Source organism: Mesorhizobium sp. LjRoot246 (assembly GCF_964254115.1).
GTDB lineage: Bacteria > Pseudomonadota > Alphaproteobacteria > Rhizobiales > Rhizobiaceae > Mesorhizobium.
On sequence record NZ_CAXUSN020000001.1, the window covers coordinates 1,718,199 to 1,736,564 of the forward strand.

Sequence of the window (18,366 nt, forward strand, 5' to 3'; positions counted from 1 at the left end):
AAGACGCCCATCTTGTCCTGCCATACCGTCGCTACGCACGGGGGCAGGACAGAGGGTGCAATGACTGAGCCGCTTCTTTCGCAGCCGGATCTTTGGCGCCAACTGCTCGCGCTGGTGCTTGTCGCCACGGTCGTCATGGGCAGCCCAGGGCCGACGACGATAAGCGTTACCGCCGTCGGGGCGGCCTTTGGGCTGCGCCCCTCGCTGCGCTATACCTACGGTATCGTCATGGGTACTATCGCTGTGCTGCTGGTAGTGGCAACCGGGGTGGTGGCGGTGTTTGCCTCGATGCCGAAGCTGGCGCCGCTGCTGGCCGTCGCTTCCGCGGCCTACATCCTCTATCTCGCCTTCAAGATAGCCACGGCGCCACCCCTGGCGGCACGCACCGGCGAGGCTTCGCGTCCAACATGGCTGGCTGGGTTTCTCCTGGCGGTTGCCAACCCAAAGGCCTATGTGGCGATCGCCGCCGTGTTCGCCGGTGCTTCGTCAAAACAGGGTGCAGTCGAGCTTGGTTTATGGCTGAAGCTGACGGTTCTGGCGCTGATGATCGTCGCCATCCATGCCGTGTGGCTTATCGCGGGGACAGCGTTCGCGCGCTTCCTGCGCCGGCCGGCGGCCTCGCGGATCATCAATCTGGTCTTTGCCGCGACGCTGGTGTTGACCACCGCGCTAGCCATGTTCGGCTGAAAATTGCCCCACAACCTCCGCTCAGGCTTTCGCTCCGAGCTCCCGCAATCGCTTCACCGCCGTTGGCGGCAGGGCCGGCGGATTGGGCGCCCGGGACGCCTCGATGAGCAACTGATCGCAGGCAGCCTCCGTCTCGCCGATCAGCCGCGCCATGAATTCATCCTTGCCTAGGCCAGGCGGGATCGGCGGCAGAAACCGCGCCTTGATCGTGCCAGGGTAACGCAGGAATTTCCGGCGCGGCCAATAGAGGCCGGCGACATGAGCGACCGGCACCACCGGAACGCCAAGCTGCGCATAGATTTCGACGATGCCGTATTTGTAGGCCGGCTCGTCACCCGGCGCGCGTCTTGTACCTTCGGGGTAGATGATGAGCTGGCGGGGATTGCGCGCCATCTCTTCCTTGGTCGCGGCGACCACCGCCTTCAGCGCTTTCGAGCGGCTGCCGCGGTGAACCGGGATCATCCGCATCTTCATGATGTACCAGCCGAAGAACGGGATCCAGGTCAGCTCGCGCTTGAGGATGTAGAGCGGATCCTGAAGGAAGGGGAAGAAGGCGATGGCGTCCCAGAACGACTGGTGCTTCGGCGCCAGGATGAAGGAGCCCTCGGGCAGGTTTTCCTGGCCGGTGATCTCGTTCTTCGTTCCGGCGATCTTGTCACAGAGCCACATCGAGGTGCGCGACCAGAATTTCGGCACGAACCAGGCGCGGTGCCGGGGCGACAGGAAATAGTAGGGGGTCCAGAGGATCATCTGGACGATCAGGTTGACGTAGAAGACGAAATTGAACGTCAGCGATCTGAAATAGAGCATGGGGAGGCCCGGTGAGGAGGTGAGCGTTCGTTACACCAAGCAGGCGCAAAAAGGAAACGGTACAGTGCGGCTCATCTACCAGGTCGCCTGCGCCAGACGTTCCCTGAGGCGCGGGCCGGCAAAGTCCAGGAAGGCGCGCAGTTTCACTGGCAGCCGGCCCTGGCCGGCATGCACCAGGTTTACCGGCCAAGGTTCAGGTTCGAAATCCCTGAGCACGGGCTGCAATGTCCCTGAGCGTACAGCGGCGACGATCTGGTAGGAGAGCACGCGCGTCATCCCGACACCTTCGGTCGCTGCATCAATCGCTGCCTCGGCGGTGTTGACCCGGAGCCTGGAACGGACAGGGACAGGCACGTCAGCTTTGTCCACCGCGAAGGTCCATGTGGCGAGCGAGCCAAGGCCCTCAAAGGTGATGCAGCTATGCGTTTCAAGGTCTTTCGGGGTTTTCGGCGCCCCGTGCTCGGCCAGATACGCCGGACTTGCGCAGACGACATGCTTGATCGAACCGATCCTGGTCGCGACCATCCGCGAGTCCGGCAACCGGCCGATGCGGATGGCGAGGTCGATATGGTCCTCGGCCAATTGGACTATCCTGTCGCCGAGCGTCAGGCGGATATCCACCCGCGGGTACGCGGCGAGGAAGGCCGTGACGACCGGCAGCACGTGAAGGCGGCCGAAAACGATCGGCGCGGTGATGATCAGCTCACCTGTCGGTGCGCTGTACTCGCTGCCGGCGGTCCGCTCGGCCTCTCCGACGTCCTCCAGGATGCGACGGCAGGCGGCAAGGTAGGCGTGGCCCGCATCGGTCAGCGTCAGGCGCCGTGTCGACCGGTTCAACAAGCGTGTCTTGAGATGCCGTTCCAGCTCGGAGACCTTGCGGCTGACGGTCGCAAGCGGAGTGCTCAGACGACGCGCAGCAGCGGAAAGGCTGCCGGACTCCGCTGCCGCGACGAAAAGGGACATGGCTTCGAGGCGATCCATGGTTTTTCCAGAAATTGGAAGGATGGATTGCAATCATGGCATCTACATCCGCAAGATGGAAGGATGCATATCAGCGGGGCAAATCCAAAGGAGTTCTCATGCCCCGCATCGCCACGCCTTCGTCCGTCGCCACCGCTCCCGCAGCCGCGCAGCCCATGCTGCAGGCCGTGGAAAAACAGCTCGGTGTCGTGCCGAACCTGTTTCGGATGGTCGCCAACAGTCCAGCCGCGCTCGAAGGCTATCTCGGGATGTCGGGTGCGCTGGCCAAGGGCCGGCTGCCGGCGCCGACGCGCGAGCGCATCGCGCTGGCGGTCGCCGAGATCAATGGCTGCAGTTATTGTCTTTCCGCGCACAGCTACCTAGGCAAGAATCTCGCCAAGCTCGACGACGCCGAGATGATCGCCAACCGCCATGGCGGTTCCATGGATCCCAAGGCGGCCGCGGCGGTGCGTTTTGCCGCCAAGGTTGCGCAAAGCCGCGGGCATGTCGCCGATGAAGACCTCGCCGCTGTAAGGCTGGCGGGCTATGATGACGGGCAGATCATCGAGATCGTTCAGCACGTCGCGCTGAATGTCTGGACCAACTATATCAACGAGGTTGCCCGGACCGAGATCGATTTTCCGGTTGTTTCCACCCGCGAAGCTGCATGAATGCGGACAGGGCCGGTGGTGTCCGCCGGCCCGTCCTTCATGCCGCAGAGGAACCCCATGTCTGAAAGCCGCCCGCCGCTTCCGCCCTTCACCGCCGAGACCGCAGCGCGGAAGGCGCGCATGGCCGAGGATGCATGGAATTCGCGCGATCCGGCTCGCATTGCGCTCGCCTACACAACGGACAGCCGCTGGCGCAACCGCGCCGAATTCCTGCAAGGGCGCGATGCCATCCAGGCCTTCCTGACGCGCAAATGGAGCAGGGAACTCGACTACCGGCTGATCAAGGAGGTCTGGGCCTTCCACGGCAATCGCATCGCGGTACGCTTCGCCTATGAATGGCATGACGACAGCGGTTCATGGTTCCGCAGCTATGGCAACGAGAACTGGGAATTCGACGAGCAGGGGCTGATGCGCCTGCGCATCGCCAGCATCAACGACCTGCCGATCGGTGCGGCCGATCGCAAATATCACTGGCAGCTCGGTCGGCGGCCGGATGATCATCCGTCACTGTCTGAACTCGGGCTTTGAGATCGTCCCGGACAAGGAGGCTTTCGATGAACGCGCATGCTTTCACCAGCGACGTGGCCTTCACGCCGACAGTCAAGGCGATCCAGGCCCGCAAGGGCTCGCGTCAGTCCTATGCCCGTGTCGAGGAGCGTGGCGGCTGGCAAGCCGTCATCACGCCTGACCTTGCCGCCTTCATCGAGATGCAGACCAGCGCCTTCCTGTCGACGGCCAATGGCGATGGCCAGCCCTACATCCAGCATCGCGGCGGGCCGGCCGGCTTCCTCAAGGTGCTGGATGAACACACGATCGGCTTCGCGGATTTCTCCGGCAACCGGCAGTTCGTCACGCAGGGCAATTTGGCCGACAATCCAAAGGCGTTCCTGTTCCTGATCGACTATATGCACCGCCAGCGCATCAAGATCTGGGGTACGGCGCGCGTCGTCGAGAACGACGCCGAGCTGATGGCAAAACTGATGCCGCAGGACTACAAGGCCCGCCCTGAGCAGGTCATCTTGTTCACGGTCTCTGCCTGGGACGCCAATTGCCCGCAGCATATCCCGCAACGGTTCGAGGCGGCCGACGTGGCTGCGGCTCTTGCAGAGCGGGACAAGCGGATCGAGCGCCTTGAACAGGAGATCGCAAGGCTCAAGGGGAATTCGGTCACTGCCGCCAGGGCAGGTGCTGCCGCCGAGGTAGACACCGCGGAGGAATGATCAGCCGCCGGACGCGGTTTCGGCCAGCGCGATGCCGCTGGGCGTCGGCTTGACCGGCACGATGCCGCGCGCCAGCGCGAGCAAATATTTGTTGTATTCGGTAAACAGCACGCGCAACGCCCGCGGCTTGGTCAGCCAGCCGCCCTTGTCGAGGTTGGAATTGACCACCGGATAGGGCTCAAGCTTGGCGCCATGCAGCAACCGGCCCATTTCGAGCAGGCTGCGCGGCATATGGTAATTGTTTGTGACGAGGATCACCGTGCCGTAGGCGTGGCTCTCGACCCATTTGGCGCTTTCCTCGGCATTGCCGATCGTGTCGAGCGCGGCGCGGTCGATGTCGACGCAGCAGGAGAACAGCCTGACGTCACCACCGGTCGCCGCCTGCAGCTGGCGACGGCTGGCGGAGGGATGCACGCCGCTGATCAGCAGCCGCGCGCCCTTGCCGGACGCCAGCAGATCCATCGCGGCATCAAGGCGGGACTGACCGCCTGTAAGTACAATGATGGCGTCTGCCCTGGCCGGATTGGCTGGCGTCGTCAGATGGCTGACCTTGTTGGCGAACCAGCCGAAGCCGCCGGCAAACAAAGTTGCGAGGACGAGCACGAAGAGAGCGGACATACGCAACGCGGCGCCCAGACGACTCACCGTGCGGCGGTCACGCGAACGGGCACCCACCACTGGCATCTGTCCAGCCGTATCGGTCGAATCCCGCGCGTCCATCGCCATATGGTTAACCCTCAAATGAGGCCTTGGGTAGGTAAAAGACGCACTTTGCGTTACGCGAATTCTCCATCCGTGATCACCCTGTTTTATCCATGTCGTTGTCCCAAAACCGGTTCCCACTTTTGGGCGACATGAATTAGCCTGCATCCGGTTGGCGGACGTCGATGTCGCTGAGATAGGCGACGACGGTGGCGTGCGAGGTTGCCGCAGTCAGCCCGCCGATCACCAGCACCATTAACACGACACCGAGATAGCCTGCCGAACCGATGGCGAAATTGCCGAACAGGGCGGTCGCCTGGTCGGCCTGCGGCGTCGCCATGTTGCGCGACGACCACCAGGAAAAGACGATGAAGACGAACACTGCAGCGGTACCGCCGGCGGCCGCTCCCTTCATGCCGGTGACCAGGAAATGCCGGCGGAATTCGCGTGCGATGAAGCGCGCCTCGGCGCCGACGAAATGCAGCACCTCGATGATGTGGCCGTTGCCGGCCATGGCGCCGCGCGTGGCGAACACCACGGTCAGCACCGTCGCCGACAGCATCAGCGCCAGCACGGCGATGCCGATGGTCACCGTGGTGCGCGCCATGGCCACCAGCCGGTCGACCCAGGTGCGGTGATCGTCGAGCGAGGCGCTCGGCAGTTTCGGCGTGATCGCGGCGCGCATGGCGGCGAAATCGGGCGGGCTGCTCTCGTCGATGGTGACGATGATGAGGCGCGGCACCGGCAGCTCGTCGATGTTGAGGCCAGAGCCCAGCCACGGCTCCAGGAGCCGCGCGGTCGCTTCGCGATCGATAATCCGGGTCGCCTTCACACCGGGGAATTCGCCGGCGATCTGAGAGGCCTGGGCAAGGGCCGCCTCCATGTCGAGGCCGTCGACCGGCTTGATCTGGATCGTCGCCTCGCGCGAAATCTGGTTCTCCCAGACGGAAGCCGTGTCGCGCACCAGCGTCACCGCGCCGAAGGTCAGGCAGGACAGGAAGGTCATGATGGCGATGACCAGCACTAGCGCTCGACCGGCGATGTTCTGTGCCGGCACGATCGGCGCCATCCGGCGCTGGGCGCGCGGCTTTGCCGCGGTCGCCTCGGCGCCCTGCTCTTGTTCTACAAGATGTTCGGCGGACAACTCAGTCATAGATGTCCAGCCTTCCGCCGGCTAGGATCATGCGGCGCGCGTCGACCTGTTCCATCAGCCCGAGGTCGTGGGTGGCGATAACCACGGCGGTGCCGAGACGGTTGAGCTCGATGAACAGCCGCAGCAGGCGTCGCGCCAGCGGCGGATCGACATTGCCGGTCGGCTCGTCGGCGAGCAGGATTTCCGGCTGCTCGATCAGCGCGCGCGCGATCGCCGCGCGCTGCTTCTCGCCGCCGGACAGAACCGGCGGCAGCACGTGCATGCGTTCGCCCAGCCCGACCCACTTCAACAGCTCGGTTACATCGGTCCGGTAGCTCGCCTCCTCGCGCCCGCGCACGCGCAGCGGCAGCGCGACATTCTCGTAGGTGGTCATGTGGTCGAGTAGGCGAAAATCCTGGAACACCACGCCGATGCGGCGTCTGAGATGCGGCAGTTCGGTGCGCGAGATGCGCGAGCGGTCCTTGCCGAAGATGGTGATCAGCCCGCGCGTCGGCTTCAGCGACATGAACAGCAGGCGCAGCAAGGTCGTCTTGCCGGCGCCCGAAGGCCCGCTCAGGAATTGGAAGGAGCGCTCCGGAATGTGCAGGGAGATGTCGCGGAGGATTTCCGGACCCATGCCATAGCGGAGGCCGACATTTTCGAAGCGAATCAATTGCGGCGACCTGAAATTCGGCACGGCGGCGAACCGGCCTGTTCTGGGTAAAGACCATCGGCCGGCATGGTTAACCGGCGGTTAATTCCTGGGCTGTTTCGGCTCGTCACGAGGGCTCCGGTGGGGAAGCGTTAACCATTTGTGTTTACGCAAAAGAAACGAAAAGCGAACACGTGCTGCAATGCTGGGGCCATGATGGCTGACGATCGAACCGCGCGCCCGGTTTCCGGCGAAATCATGACCGATCCGGCGGCAATTGCCGCGGCGGACCGGTTCATGCGTGGTTCGGCCGCCGACATCGTCGATGCCGACTACGTGGTGATGCCGCGCGTTGCTCCTGCCGTGGAAAGCGTGTCGCCACTGCCGCGTGCCATCATCACGCCGTCTATCGAGGGCATGGACATGCTACGCAAGCCCGAGACCCCAGCGGAACGACCGCCGGCGTCGCGCGGCGGACCGATCTTCTGGATCGCCGGCATCGGCGCCGCGTTGGCCGCTTTCTGGGTCTCCGGCGGGCATGCGTTGGTGCGCCAGGCTCCGTTCCTGTCCAGTGCGCAGACGTCAGCGCTTAGCATTTCGGGCGTCAAATCACGCGTCGACGCTTCCGGGCCGAACCCCGCGCTGTTCGTCGATGGCGAGGCCGCCAATGACGGGACGAAACCGGTGCAACTGCCGCCGCTCGAAATCCGGGTGACCGGCAATGACGGGCGCACGATCCGCTATACGCTGGGGACATCCGGCCGCGCGCTGGCGTCCGGCGAAAGATTCGGCTTTGCCAGCCGGCTCGATGTGCCTAGAAACGGCGTAAGAACCGTTTCGGTCACTTTCGCGCAGTAGGCGCGATCACCGGGGAAGAACCATGCCCATCGTACGCGGCAAGGACATCGAAGTCCTGTTTTCGGCATCGGCGATCGCCCGACGCAATCTTGAGCTCGCCAAGGAGATCGCCGGCCACGACTATCACGATTTGCTGGTGATCTCGGTGCTGAAGGGCTCGTTTATCTTCGCCGCCGATCTCATCCGCGCCATGCACGATGTCGGCCTGTCGCCGGAGGTCGAATTCATCTTCATTTCCAGCTACGGCGCCGGTACCACCAGCGGCGAGGTGAGGGTGCTGCGCGACATCGACAATGAGGTCGCCGGCCGCGACGTGCTATTGATCGACGACATTCTCGAATCGGGCAAGACGCTGAGTTTTACCCGCGACCTGATGCTTTCGCGAGGCGCCAAAAGCTGTTCCATCGCCGTGCTGCTCGACAAGCGCATGCGCCGCCAGACCGCGCTCAATGCCGACTATGTCGGGTTCGACTGCCCAGACTATTTTGTCGTCGGCTACGGCATGGACGTTGCCCACGCCTTTCGCGAATTGCCCTTCGTCGGCGTCGTCAAGGGCGACGTGTGAGCGACTTCAAAAAGGTTTGTTGACCCTCCCCACTTTCAGGAAAAGTCAACTTTTCCCGGCCAAATATGCGGGCTATGGCAAAGCTTCTGATCGTCGAGGACGATGAGTCCGTCCGCACCCTGGCCGCCCGCGCGCTTGAGCGTGCCGGGCACACAATCGATATCGCGGCGGACGGCGCGCAAGGGCTTTCGCTGATCCAGGCCGCGCGTGGCGGCTATGATCTTGTCGTCTCCGACATCCGCATGCCGGAGATGAACGGCATCGAGATGGCGATTGCGGCGGCAACGCTCTTCCCGTCGATGAAAATCATGCTGATGACCGGCTATGCCGACCAGCGCGAGCGTGCCGAGGAATTGAACGGCATCATCCTCGATGTCGTGCAGAAGCCCTTCACGCTCGCCGAAATCCGCTCACGCGTCGAACGGGCGCTGATCTGCTTCGCTTGATCAGGCTGGATCGGTAGCAGCGAGCGCGGGTGCATCAGTCTTGCGCCGTTCGGCGTTGAGCGCCAGCAGGCCGGCGCCGATGATCAGGGCTGCACCGATCACGGTCGTCGACCGTGGTATTTCAGCGAAGAACAGGAAACCCCACAGCGGCGACCACAGGATACCGGTGTATTCGAAGGTGGCAACGCGGTTGGCCGGCGCTATCCGGTAGGCTTGCGACAGCAGAATCATGCCGGCCGAGGCGACGAAACCGCAGGCCGCCATCTTGAGAAAATCCGGCAGCGTCGGCCATAACCAGGGCCGCACCAGGAATTCCAGGCTGGGGTGGACGGCGTGGGTAATGCCAGCCAGGTGAAGCGCGCCGGCCACCGCGGCGGCGCCAACCAGATAGGCGCCGTTTTGATAGAAGGCCATGACGGTGGACGATTCGGTATCGCCGATCTTGCGGGCCATCAACTGCGAAAAACCATAAAGCGCCGCCGAGCCCAGCGACAGCAACGCCGCCCAGTCGAACAGCCCGGCGCCGGGGCGCAGCATTACCAGGACCCCCAACAACCCGATCAGCACGGTCGCCAGCGTCCGCCAGGAGACGCGCTCGCCAAGATACGGCCCGGCCAGCACCATGATGAACAGCGGCGCCATAAAATAGAGCGCCACCGCGTCGGCCAGCGGCAAGGCGGCGATAGCCAGATAATACACCGTATAGGAGGTGAACTGGATGAAGGCACGCATCGTCAGCATGCCGAATCGCTTCGACAGGATCGCCGCCAATCCGACATCGGCATTGACCAGAACAATCAGGATCGGCAGAGCAACGATCGAACGGATCGCCATCACCTCGGTCACCGGATAACCGCTCGACACCGCTTTGACGAGCGGATCCTGCAGCGAGAAGACCAGCACGCCGAGGCACAGGCTCAGGATGCCGCGTACCATCCGATTCTGCATAGGATTCCAGGCTCCAGTACCGCGACCGCAAGCACGCTTGCTGCAAGTGAAAAAAGAACCCGCCACCGTTTCGGGCAGCGGGCATGAGTGAGGACTCTTCGAATTGGTCCGCGGCTGATTTCGCAGCCGCATATCCAATGGGGAAAGCGACTATCATCCGCCGTTTGACATGTTGCAAACGAATTGGAATGATACCAGCAATCAAATTTCCTTATGGCGGACTTTCATGCGGCCGACCCTCGACAGCGATCTCCTGCGCACCTTCGTGGCGATTGCCGAGGCAGGTAATTTCACCAGGGCGGCGGAGCAGGCCGGTCGCACCCAGTCGGCGGTGTCGATGCAGATGAAGAAGCTCGAAGAGCTGATCGGCGACAGCCTGTTCGAGCGCGGTTCGCGCGGCGTCGCGCTGACGCGGCGTGGCGGCGAACTGATCGTCAATGCCCGCCGCATCGTCTCGCTGCTCGACGAGACGGCGGCGTCGATGGCGGCGGCGCCGCTTGGCGGGCCGGTGCGCATCGGCATTCCCGAGGAGTATGGCCACGCCATCCTGTCGCGCGCGCTCGGCGCCTTTTCGAAGCGTCACACGCAGGTTGAGGTCACCGTGCGCTATGCGCATTCGGGGGCACAGATAGCCGCGCTCGCAGCCGGCGAACTCGATCTGTGCGTGGTGTTCGAATGGCAGGATCCCGCCGGCGGCGAAGTACTGATGCACGATCCTACAGTGTGGGTGACGTCGACCCTGCATCACATGCATGAGGAACAGCCGGTGCCGATCGCGCTCTACAACCGGGCCGGCTGGTGCAAGGACTTCGCCATCAAGTCGCTGGAGCAGCGCAATCTTGCCTATCGTGTCGCCTATACCAGCGACACCACCGGCGGCCTCAAGCTCGCCGTCACCTCCGGACTGGCGATCGCGCCGATTTCGCGCAGCAACATTCCCGACGGCTGCCGTGAACTGACGACCGCGGACGGGTTCGGCGCCATCGATTCCTCAAATGTGGTGATGCACCGCAGCCCGAATGCGTCAGGCGAGGCGATCGACGGCATGCAGGAGGCAATCCGCGATGCGTTCGTCAACAGGCTCAGTCAGTCTCTCACCTCCTCATAGAAGGTCAGGCGGTTGCCGAATGGATCGGCGACCGATACCTCGCGGGTCTTCCACGGCGTTTCTTCCAGGCCCGGCCTGGCGAAGTGGTATTTTTTGCCGATCAACTCGCGATGCAGTGTCGCGATGTCCTCGACCTTGATGCGCACGGCAATGCCGGGCGCACCGTCGCCGTGATGCTCGCTAAGATGCAGGACGCAGCCGTCGCGGACGACCGCCATGTAAAGCGGCGCGTTGTCGTCGAAGCGGTGCTCCCACTGCACCTCGAAGCCGAGGAAGCCGACATAGAATTCACGCGCCTTGGCAATGTCGAAAATGCGCAGAACGGGTATGACAGCGCCAAGTCTGGGCATGGTGGTGCAACCGTCCGAGAGGGTTATCGGGTGGGATGGAGGCGGGTCGGCAGTTCCTATTTCAGCTCGAGCAGCCGTTCGAGATAGCTGCGCTCGATGTCGGGACTGAGCGCATTGCCGAGCCGCTTGCGAATCGCTTCCAGAATCTGGCGGGCACGCTGCACGTCGATCTCGTCGGGCACCTTCACCGAATCGCCGAAATCGGGACCCTGGCTGGCGCGCGGCCGGCCGAGCGGGTCACGATCGGCATTCTGCTGGCGGCCGCCTTCCTCGCTGCCGCCCTGGTCGCCCTGCATGGCCTGCATCTGCTTCATCATGTCCTTGGCGCCCTTGCGAAGCGCTTCCAGCGCACGGCCCTGATGGCCGACGGCCTCATCGCCTTCGCCCTCACCGAGCGCCTGTTCTGCATTGCCCATGGACTTGCCGGCCTCGCCAAATCCTTCATTGGGCTCCATGCCCATGCCTTCGAGCCCCTTCTTCAGCTGGTCGAGGTCGCTTTTCAGCTGGCCCTGGCCCTGCTGCAGCTGCTTCAGCGCGTCGGCGAATTCCTGCGGCGTCATCGGTTTTTGCCGGGCAAGCGGATCGCGGTCCTCGCCGACACCCGGCTCGTCCTCATCCTGGCCGCCGCCTTCGCCTAGCTGTTCGTCGCGGTTCTGTCCGCGCTGGCGCTCGCCGCGCTGCATCTGGTCCATGCGGAAGGTGTCGTTCATCATCTCCTGCTGGCGCCGCAGGATCTCGCCGAGCTTGTCCATCTGCTGGCGCATCTCGCTGTCCTGCTGGCCGCCCTGCTGCTGACGCCCGGCCTGCAGATTGTTCATCATGTCCTGCAGTTGCGACAGCAATTGCTGGGCCTTGTCGCGATCGCCCGACTTCGCCAGGTTCTCGATCTGGTCCATCATGCGGTCGATGTCGCTCTGGCGCAGTTCCTGGCCATTCTGCTGCATCTGCGGGGCGTTGGGATTCTGCTTGGCGCGCTCCGCGAATTCCTGCAGGAACTGGTTCATCGCCTCGCGCAGTTCCTTCATCGCCTTTTCGATTTCGGCGTCGCTGGCGCCATTCTTGATGGCGTCCTGCAGCGCCTGCTGCGCCTGGCGCAGCCGCTTTTCGGCGGCCGAGAGATTGCCTTCCTCGATGCCGAGCGCGATTTCCCAGAGATAGGAGACCTCGTTGCGCAATTGATCGTCGCTGTCGGCTATTTTCAGCCGGCTGCGGGCGCTCATGATGGCGAGGTAGTGGGACATGTTGTCGAACGTGTCTTCCGGACGCAGCGTGATGGCATCCATCAGGTCAAGCACCCGCGGCTTTGCCTTGGCGTCGAGCGCCAGCAGGCGGCGCTGCTCGATCACGGCGCGCGCCAGCGGATTGGCGAACGGACGTTCCGGCATCAGCAGCGTCTTGGTCTCGCTCGATGCCGTGTGCCCGGCATCGTCGGTGGCAACCAGCGTCAGCTTGATGCTGCTGCCGGCCCAGACATGCTCGGTCAGGTCCTTAGAGGTCCTGGCTGCGTTCGACTTGCCGCCGCGGCGTGGCAGCGTCAGCGGCATTTCAGGTGCACCGTACAGCGGATGTGCATTGGGCGCCTGCGGATCGGCGAGCGCGAACACCGCCTTGGCGGTGGCGGCGCCGTAATCGTCGTCGATCTGGTAATTGAGCTCGAAAGCGCCATTGGCGGCGCGCTTCGGCTCGCCGACGAAGCGGATCTGCGGCGGCTTGTCCGATATGACCGCAAAGGCCCAGCGGCCGAGCTGGCCCTCGCCCGATGTCAGCGTCAGCGTGCCGTCACCGGTCAGCTTGCCTGTGAACTGGCGCACCTTGGACGGCGGCGCCGCGCTTGCCACCGGCTTGGCCGTGGCGGCAGCCTGCGGCCCGGCCGGGTCGATGGCGCGGGAATTGCCATTCTTGTCGGCAAAGGCAAGGGTTTCCTCGCCCGAGCCGCCGGTCACGCGCAGCGAGACATCGCTGCCTTCGGGGACGGTGAAGGTCGGCGTCGCCTGATTGGCGTCGGCGGTCATGAAAATCGGCGGCTTGCCGGTGTAGGCTGGTGGCGTGACCCAGGCGTCGATGCGCGGCGGCACGACATCGCGCGTGCCATGCGCAGTGAACCCGTCGCCGACCCTGCCGCCTGTCGGCCCGAAGGAGAAGGCGAAGGCGGTAACGAGCAAAAGTGCTGCAACCGCGCGCAGCCCCCAGGGATCGCGTTCCGGCACGCGTGTGCGCGGCAAGTCGGCGCCGAGGCTGTCGAGCTTTCGGGCCATACGCTTCTGGTGTTCGCGCCACAGCGCCTGTGAAAAGCTGCTTTCCCTGCCGCTTGGCCGGTCGGTCTGCACCAGCACCGGGCTGTGCAACAATTGATTGGCCGCCTCGATACGGCGGTCGATTTCGGCGGCGCCAGGCAGGCGGAAGAAGCGCAGCGGATAGAGCGCGGCCAATGCCGCGATGGCGAATGCGGCGACGAGACCGATGCGCGCCGTGTCCGGCAGCAGGGTGAAGAGGCCGAGCCAGGAGACGCTGAGGAACAGACTGGCGACGATGACGAGCGGAAGCAGCAACGGCCAGCCACGCTCGACCATTATCGAGACCCGCGTCGCCAGCCGGCTCAAGGCAAGGCGCCCGGCCAGGCCGCGATCGCTGCTGAAGGTGGGTCGTTCCGTCATCGGCCCTTCCTAGAGCCTATTTCGTCCCGAAAGAACCGGGAGGGGGCTCTATCTCCTTGAGCATGATCTGTCCCGAAAACCGGATTCCACTTTTCGGGATCATGCTGTGGGGCGGGCAGGATAGCCCAACGCCTCACGACTCGAAGAATACCAGCAAACACGGCAAAGGCGAGGCAGTTTGCAAAAACGTGAAGACCGCCATTATAGTTCCATACGGATGGTTGCTGTCAGAAGGTTGCGGGGTTGGCGTTCGCCCCGCAGACCAGCACGGCGATGCGTTCGCCAGGTGCCGATGCATAGCGGCCGGACAGGACCGCGGCAAAGGCCGCGGCGCCACCCGGCTCGGAGATGATGCGCACCCGGTTCCACAGCGCCTTCTGCGCGGCGATGATGTCGTCGTCGCTGACCAGGATCGAGCGTTCGACAAAGGCTTCGGCGATCGGGAACATCATTTCGCCGACGCGCTTTGGCGCCAGCGAATCGGCAGCGATGCCCTCAGTCGGCGCATCAACGGGATGTCCAGCCTCGAAGGCGCGATGCAGCGTCGGCGCCCCTTCCGGCTCGACGGCGACGATGCGGATGCGGCCGGCGAACCAGGCGGCGATGCCGCCGATCAGGCCGCCGCCGCCGACGGCGACCAGCAGCGTGTCGATCTGGGGCAAATCACTCTCGATTTCGAGCCCGAGCGTGCCCTGGCCGACCAGCGTTTCCTCCTGGTTGAAGGCATGGATTTGCAAGGCGCCGGTTTCCTCGGCGAAACGCTCGCTGGCGGCCAGCGCTTCGGCGTAGCGGGCGCCGCCGACGATCAGCTCGGCGCCGTAAGAGCGGATTCGCTCCAGCTTGGCCGGCGGACTCACCTCGGGAACGAAGATGGTCGCCTTGTGGCCGAGCCGCATGGCGGCATAGGCGACGGCCGCACCATGGTTGCCGCCCGATGCGGCGACGACACCGACTTCGGGGACCGCCCGCTCCAAAAGGTTGGTGAAGGCACCGCGCGCCTTGAACGAGCCAGAATGCTGCAGGCATTCAAGCTTCAGGTCGACGGCCAGCGGCGGCCTGTCGAAGTCGGCCATGTCGACGCGCAGCACCGGCGTGTGTCTGATGTAGGGGCGGATGCGCGGTTCCACCGCGGCAATGCGCTCGCGTGTGACGGTGTTGCCGTTCGTCATGGCGTTCTCCCTGGGATTGACAGTAATTAGTAACTTGGCAAAATGGCTAAATGCAAGAGGTTGATGTCTTCAAGGCGATCGCCAACGAACGCAGGCTGCAGATCCTCGACTGGCTGAAGGATCCGCGCGCGCATTTCCGGGTCCAGGTCGATGGCGATCTGGTCGAGGACGGCGTTTGCGCGCTGCTGATCGCCGAAAAACTCGGCATCACGCAAGCGACGCTGAGCGAGCATATGCGCGTGCTCACCCAGGCCGGCCTGCTCAGCGCCAGGCGCATCAAGCAATGGACGTTCTACCGCCGCGACGAAGACAGGATCGCCAATATCAGGGCGCTCATCCAGAACCGGCTGTAGCATTGCGGGCTGGTATCCAGCCCTAGCAGCTTCTAGGCGAGCCAGTCGGGTATCGAATCCAGCCCGATCAGATCGTCATAGGTCAGGCGCGGACGCACGACGTGGAACCGGTCACCGTCGACCAGCACCTCGGGCACCAGCAGGCGGGTGTTGTAGGTGCCAGCTTGCACCGCGCCATAGGCGCCGGCGGTGGAGACGGCAATCAGGTCGCCGGCCTTCAGCCTGGGCAGATCGCGGTCTAGGCCGATGTAATCGCCGGTCTCGCAGACCGGGCCGACCACGTCGACCATCATACGTGGCGTATCGGCCGGCGGCTGCACGACCGGCCTTATGTCGTGGAAAGCATCGTAGAGCGTCGGCCGGATGAGATCGTTCATGGCGGCGTCGACGACGAGGAAGTTCTTGGCGTCGCCTTCCTTCACGAAGATCACTTCCGAGACGAGGATGCCGGCATTGCCTGATATCAGCCGGCCCGGCTCGAACATGACCTTCAATCCGAGCTTGGTGACATGCTTCCTGACGATCTGGGCATAGGCGTCGGGCAGCGGCGGCGGGTTGTTGTCGACGCGGTAGGGGATGCCGAGGCCGCCGCCGAGATCGATATGCTCGATGGCATGGCCGTCGGTTCGCAGCGCGCCGACCAGATCGACAAGCAGGGCGAAGGCGTCGTCGAAGGGCTGCAGCTCTGTGATCTGGCTGCCGATATGGGTGTCGATGCCGGTGATCTTGATGCCGGGAAGCTTTGCCGCGCGGGCATAGACCTGACGCGCCCGCTGCCACGGGATGCCGAACTTGTTCTCGGCCTTGCCGGTGGAGATCTTCTTGTGGGTCCTGGCGTCGACATCGGGATTGATGCGCAGCGAGATCGACGCCACCTTGCCAAGGGCGACGGCACGGGCTGACAAGAGCTCGAGTTCTGGCTCGGACTCGACGTTGAAGCAGAGGATGCCGGCGGCGAGGGCAAAGTCCATTTCGCGCGCGGTCTTGCCGACGCCCGAAAACAGGATCTTGCCGGCCGGAATGCCGGCGGCCAGCGCACGGCGCAATTCACCTTCCGAAACCACGTCGGCGCCGGCGCCGAGCTTTGCCAGCGTGCGCAGGACGGCCTGGTTGGAATTGGCCTTCATGGCGTAGCAGACCAGCGCGTCGAGCCCGGCAAAGGCTTGCGCGAACACCCGGTAGTGCCTGGTCAAGGTGGCCGTCGAATAGCAGTAGAACGGCGTGCCGATCTGTGCGGCGATATCGGGTATCGCCACGTCCTCGGCATGCAGCACGCCGTCGCGGTAGTCGAAATGGTTCACGGGAGTGGTTCCGGAAAGTTGGAGCGCGATGGGATCGGGTTTCGAAAGCCCCGGTCTCGTCGGCTCTAGATCAGCGGGTCGAGGATGAACTTCTTGTCCACGACCGGTTTCTCCGGCTCTGGCGGCACGGGCTGGTGGGCCTTCGAGGCATCCTTGCGCGCCTGCACGGCCGCCTCATAGGGCGTGTCGAGACCGCTCCTCCTGCCGCAGGCCGAGACGGTCGCGATCGCCACCAGCAGCGTCAGCGTCACCAAAATCCTGCTTCCGGTCATCGATCCATCCGTCCGAAAATTGCCAGCCGCCGCTTTTAGCCGAGTTCTCGGCGTATTGCACCCCGGATATTGTTGGATATTGCTGCTCCCAATATCCGGGATCACGCTTTCGCCAGTCGCTTTTTCCAGGCGCGGATCTGCTTCCTCACTTCCGACGGCGCGGTGCCGCCGAAACTGGTGCGGCTCTTGACCGAGTTCTGCACCGCCAGCACCGAAAATATGCCCGCCGTGATGCCGGGATTGATCGACTGCAAATCCTCCAGCGAAAGCTTGTCCAGCCCCACCTTTTTCTCTTCGGCCAGCGCTACTGCCCGGCCGGTAACGTGATGCGCTTCGCGGAATGGCAGGCCGAGCGTGCGCACCAGCCAGTCGGCGAGGTCGGTCGCGGTCGCATGGCCGGAGCCAGCGGCCTTCTTCATCGCCGCTGCATTGACCGTCATGTCCGAGACCATGCCCGTCATCGCCGCCAGCATCAGGTCGAGCGTCTCGGCGGCATCGAACACCGATTCCTTATCTTCCTGCATGTCCTTGCCATAGGTCAAAGGCATGCCCTTCATCACCGTCAGCAGGCCGACCAGATGGCCGGTGACGCGGCCGGTCTTGCCGCGCACCAGTTCGGCGGCATCGGGGTTCTTCTTCTGCGGCATGATCGAGGAGCCGGTGGAAAACGAATCCGACAGCCTGACGAAGCCGAACTGCGGCGTCGACCAGATGATGATCTCCTCGGCCAGCCGCGACAGATGCGTGGCGCAGATCGCGGCCATGCCGAGGAACTCCAGCGCGAAATCGCGATCGGAAACGCTGTCCAGCGAATTGCGCATCGGCTCGCGGAAGCCGAGCGTCTTGGCCGTCCGGTGGCGGTCGATCGGGAAGCTGGTGCCGGCAAGGGCCGCGGCACCGAGCGGGCTTTCGTCCATCCGTTCGATCGCATCGCGCACACGCGACAGGTCGCGCGAAAACATCTCGACATAGGCCATGCAGTGATGGCCGAAGGTCACCGGCTGCGCCGCCTGCATATGGGTGAAGCCCGGCATCACCGTCGCCGCATGCTCCTCGGCCCGCTCCAGCAACGCCTTGATCAACGCTTTCAACGCCTCGGCGACGCGAAAGCACTCGTCCTTGACCCATAGCCGCAAATCGACCGCGACCTGGTCGTTGCGCGAGCGTGCGGTGTGCAGGCGGCCGGCCGCTGGGCCGATCAGATCGGCAAGGCGCGCCTCGATATTCATGTGGATGTCTTCGAGCCTGGTCGAGAACTCGAAGCTGCCGGCCTCGATCTCTTTCAGGATCGTGTTCAGCCCGTGAGCGATTTTTTCTTGATCGGCTGCCGAAATAATGCCCGTTTGCGCCAGCATCTCGCTATGGGCGATCGAGCCTTTGATGTCCTGCGCATAGAGTTTGCGGTCGAATGAGATCGACGCGTTGATTGCTTCCATGATCGCGGCCGGACCCGAGGCAAAACGTCCGCCCCACATCTGGTTGCTGGTCTTCTTGTCGCTCATGGCTAT

21 protein-coding genes are annotated in these 18,366 nt (G+C 63.8%); 9 read left to right on the forward strand and 12 right to left on the reverse strand.

The window, feature by feature from the left end:
- Positions 1-60: 60 nt before the first annotated feature.
- On the forward strand, positions 61-687 hold the full coding sequence (locus ACSQ3L_RS08240) for a LysE family translocator (protein ID WP_436159491.1): 627 nt from the start codon (positions 61-63) through the stop codon (positions 685-687).
- Positions 688-708: 21 nt separating this feature from the next.
- Here the strand turns inward: ACSQ3L_RS08240 and ACSQ3L_RS08245 are convergent, their stop codons facing one another.
- A complete protein-coding gene (locus tag ACSQ3L_RS08245; protein WP_436159492.1) occupies positions 709-1,497 on the reverse strand; it encodes a lysophospholipid acyltransferase family protein in 789 nt (262 codons plus the stop codon).
- A 75-nt stretch (positions 1,498-1,572) separates the two neighbouring features.
- Positions 1,573-2,478 carry a LysR family transcriptional regulator gene (locus tag ACSQ3L_RS08250; protein ID WP_436159493.1) on the reverse strand — a complete coding sequence of 302 codons (906 nt, stop codon included), beginning with the start codon at positions 2,476-2,478 and terminating at the stop codon, positions 1,573-1,575.
- A gap of 98 nt (positions 2,479-2,576) precedes the next feature.
- On the opposite strand from ACSQ3L_RS08250, the gene ACSQ3L_RS08255 reads away from it, so the two are divergent.
- The 3 genes from ACSQ3L_RS08255 to ACSQ3L_RS08265 are packed head-to-tail and all read left to right on the forward strand — an operon-like array spanning position 2,577 to position 4,348.
- Positions 2,577-3,128: a carboxymuconolactone decarboxylase family protein gene (locus ACSQ3L_RS08255; protein WP_436159494.1), complete on the forward strand. Its 552-nt coding sequence runs from the start codon at positions 2,577-2,579 to the stop codon at positions 3,126-3,128.
- 57 nt (positions 3,129-3,185) lie between these two features.
- The gene (locus ACSQ3L_RS08260; RefSeq protein ID WP_436159495.1) at positions 3,186-3,656 is read left to right on the forward strand and encodes a DUF1348 family protein; all 471 of its coding nucleotides are present in this window, start codon (positions 3,186-3,188) and stop codon (positions 3,654-3,656) included.
- A gap of 26 nt (positions 3,657-3,682) precedes the next feature.
- Positions 3,683-4,348 carry a pyridoxamine 5'-phosphate oxidase family protein gene (locus ACSQ3L_RS08265; protein WP_436159496.1) on the forward strand — a complete coding sequence of 222 codons (666 nt, stop codon included), beginning with the start codon at positions 3,683-3,685 and terminating at the stop codon, positions 4,346-4,348.
- Here the strand turns inward: ACSQ3L_RS08265 and ACSQ3L_RS08270 are convergent, their stop codons facing one another.
- From ACSQ3L_RS08270 to ftsE, 3 genes are all read right to left on the reverse strand, one after another.
- Complete coding sequence (locus ACSQ3L_RS08270) at positions 4,349-5,074, reverse strand: YdcF family protein (protein ID WP_436159497.1); 726 nt, start codon at positions 5,072-5,074, stop codon at positions 4,349-4,351. It lies immediately after the preceding gene.
- Between the two features lie 133 nt (positions 5,075-5,207).
- Positions 5,208-6,203 carry a cell division protein FtsX gene (locus tag ACSQ3L_RS08275; RefSeq protein ID WP_436159498.1) on the reverse strand — a complete coding sequence of 332 codons (996 nt, stop codon included), beginning with the start codon at positions 6,201-6,203 and terminating at the stop codon, positions 5,208-5,210.
- Entirely contained in the window at positions 6,196-6,855 is a 660-nt protein-coding gene (gene ftsE, locus ACSQ3L_RS08280) for a cell division ATP-binding protein FtsE (RefSeq protein WP_010911739.1), read from the reverse strand. The genes ACSQ3L_RS08275 and ftsE overlap by 8 nt, the downstream gene beginning before the upstream one ends.
- Positions 6,856-7,047: 192 nt before the next feature.
- On the opposite strand from ftsE, the gene ACSQ3L_RS08285 reads away from it, so the two are divergent.
- The 3 genes from ACSQ3L_RS08285 (at position 7,048) to ACSQ3L_RS08295 (ending at position 8,703) form a co-directional block, all read left to right on the forward strand.
- On the forward strand, positions 7,048-7,692 hold the full coding sequence (locus ACSQ3L_RS08285; RefSeq protein ID WP_436159499.1) for a hypothetical protein: 645 nt from the start codon (positions 7,048-7,050) through the stop codon (positions 7,690-7,692).
- Between the two features lie 22 nt (positions 7,693-7,714).
- On the forward strand, positions 7,715-8,257 hold the full coding sequence (gene hpt, locus ACSQ3L_RS08290; RefSeq protein ID WP_056583612.1) for a hypoxanthine phosphoribosyltransferase: 543 nt from the start codon (positions 7,715-7,717) through the stop codon (positions 8,255-8,257).
- 74 nt (positions 8,258-8,331) lie between these two features.
- Positions 8,332-8,703, forward strand: coding sequence for a response regulator (locus tag ACSQ3L_RS08295; RefSeq protein ID WP_436159500.1), 372 nt, complete (start codon positions 8,332-8,334; stop codon positions 8,701-8,703).
- On the opposite strand, the gene ACSQ3L_RS08300 is transcribed toward ACSQ3L_RS08295, so the two are convergent.
- Positions 8,704-9,651: a DMT family transporter gene (locus ACSQ3L_RS08300; RefSeq protein ID WP_436159501.1), complete on the reverse strand. Its 948-nt coding sequence runs from the start codon at positions 9,649-9,651 to the stop codon at positions 8,704-8,706. It lies immediately after the preceding gene.
- Positions 9,652-9,877: 226 nt separating this feature from the next.
- Between ACSQ3L_RS08300 and ACSQ3L_RS08305 the strand changes: the two genes are divergently transcribed.
- Positions 9,878-10,759 carry a LysR family transcriptional regulator gene (locus ACSQ3L_RS08305; protein WP_436159502.1) on the forward strand — a complete coding sequence of 294 codons (882 nt, stop codon included), beginning with the start codon at positions 9,878-9,880 and terminating at the stop codon, positions 10,757-10,759.
- Here the strand turns inward: ACSQ3L_RS08305 and ACSQ3L_RS08310 are convergent.
- From ACSQ3L_RS08310 to ACSQ3L_RS08320, 3 genes are all read right to left on the reverse strand, one after another.
- Positions 10,738-11,109, reverse strand: a complete 372-nt coding sequence (locus ACSQ3L_RS08310; RefSeq protein ID WP_436159503.1) for a glyoxalase superfamily protein — start codon at positions 11,107-11,109, stop codon at positions 10,738-10,740. The genes ACSQ3L_RS08305 and ACSQ3L_RS08310 overlap by 22 nt on opposite strands.
- Positions 11,110-11,165: 56 nt before the next feature.
- Positions 11,166-13,763, reverse strand: coding sequence for a TIGR02302 family protein (locus ACSQ3L_RS08315; protein WP_436159504.1), 2,598 nt, complete (start codon positions 13,761-13,763; stop codon positions 11,166-11,168).
- A gap of 227 nt (positions 13,764-13,990) precedes the next feature.
- Entirely contained in the window at positions 13,991-14,932 is a 942-nt protein-coding gene (locus ACSQ3L_RS08320) for a threonine/serine dehydratase (RefSeq protein WP_436159505.1), read from the reverse strand.
- Positions 14,933-14,982: 50 nt separating this feature from the next.
- Here ACSQ3L_RS08320 and ACSQ3L_RS08325 point away from each other — a divergent pair, with 50 nt between their 5' ends.
- Entirely contained in the window at positions 14,983-15,285 is a 303-nt protein-coding gene (locus ACSQ3L_RS08325) for an ArsR/SmtB family transcription factor (protein WP_436159506.1), read from the forward strand.
- 32 nt (positions 15,286-15,317) lie between these two features.
- On the opposite strand, the gene lysA is transcribed toward ACSQ3L_RS08325, so the two are convergent.
- The 3 genes from lysA to argH all read right to left on the reverse strand — a co-directional run bounded on the left by lysA (position 15,318) and on the right by argH (position 18,360).
- A complete protein-coding gene (lysA, locus tag ACSQ3L_RS08330) occupies positions 15,318-16,586 on the reverse strand; it encodes a diaminopimelate decarboxylase (protein WP_436159507.1) in 1,269 nt (422 codons plus the stop codon).
- 65 nt (positions 16,587-16,651) lie between these two features.
- A complete protein-coding gene (locus ACSQ3L_RS08335; RefSeq protein WP_436159508.1) occupies positions 16,652-16,858 on the reverse strand; it encodes a hypothetical protein in 207 nt (68 codons plus the stop codon).
- Between the two features lie 101 nt (positions 16,859-16,959).
- Complete coding sequence (argH, locus tag ACSQ3L_RS08340; protein WP_436159509.1) at positions 16,960-18,360, reverse strand: argininosuccinate lyase; 1,401 nt, start codon at positions 18,358-18,360, stop codon at positions 16,960-16,962.
- Between the last annotated feature and the right edge of the window lie 6 nt (positions 18,361-18,366).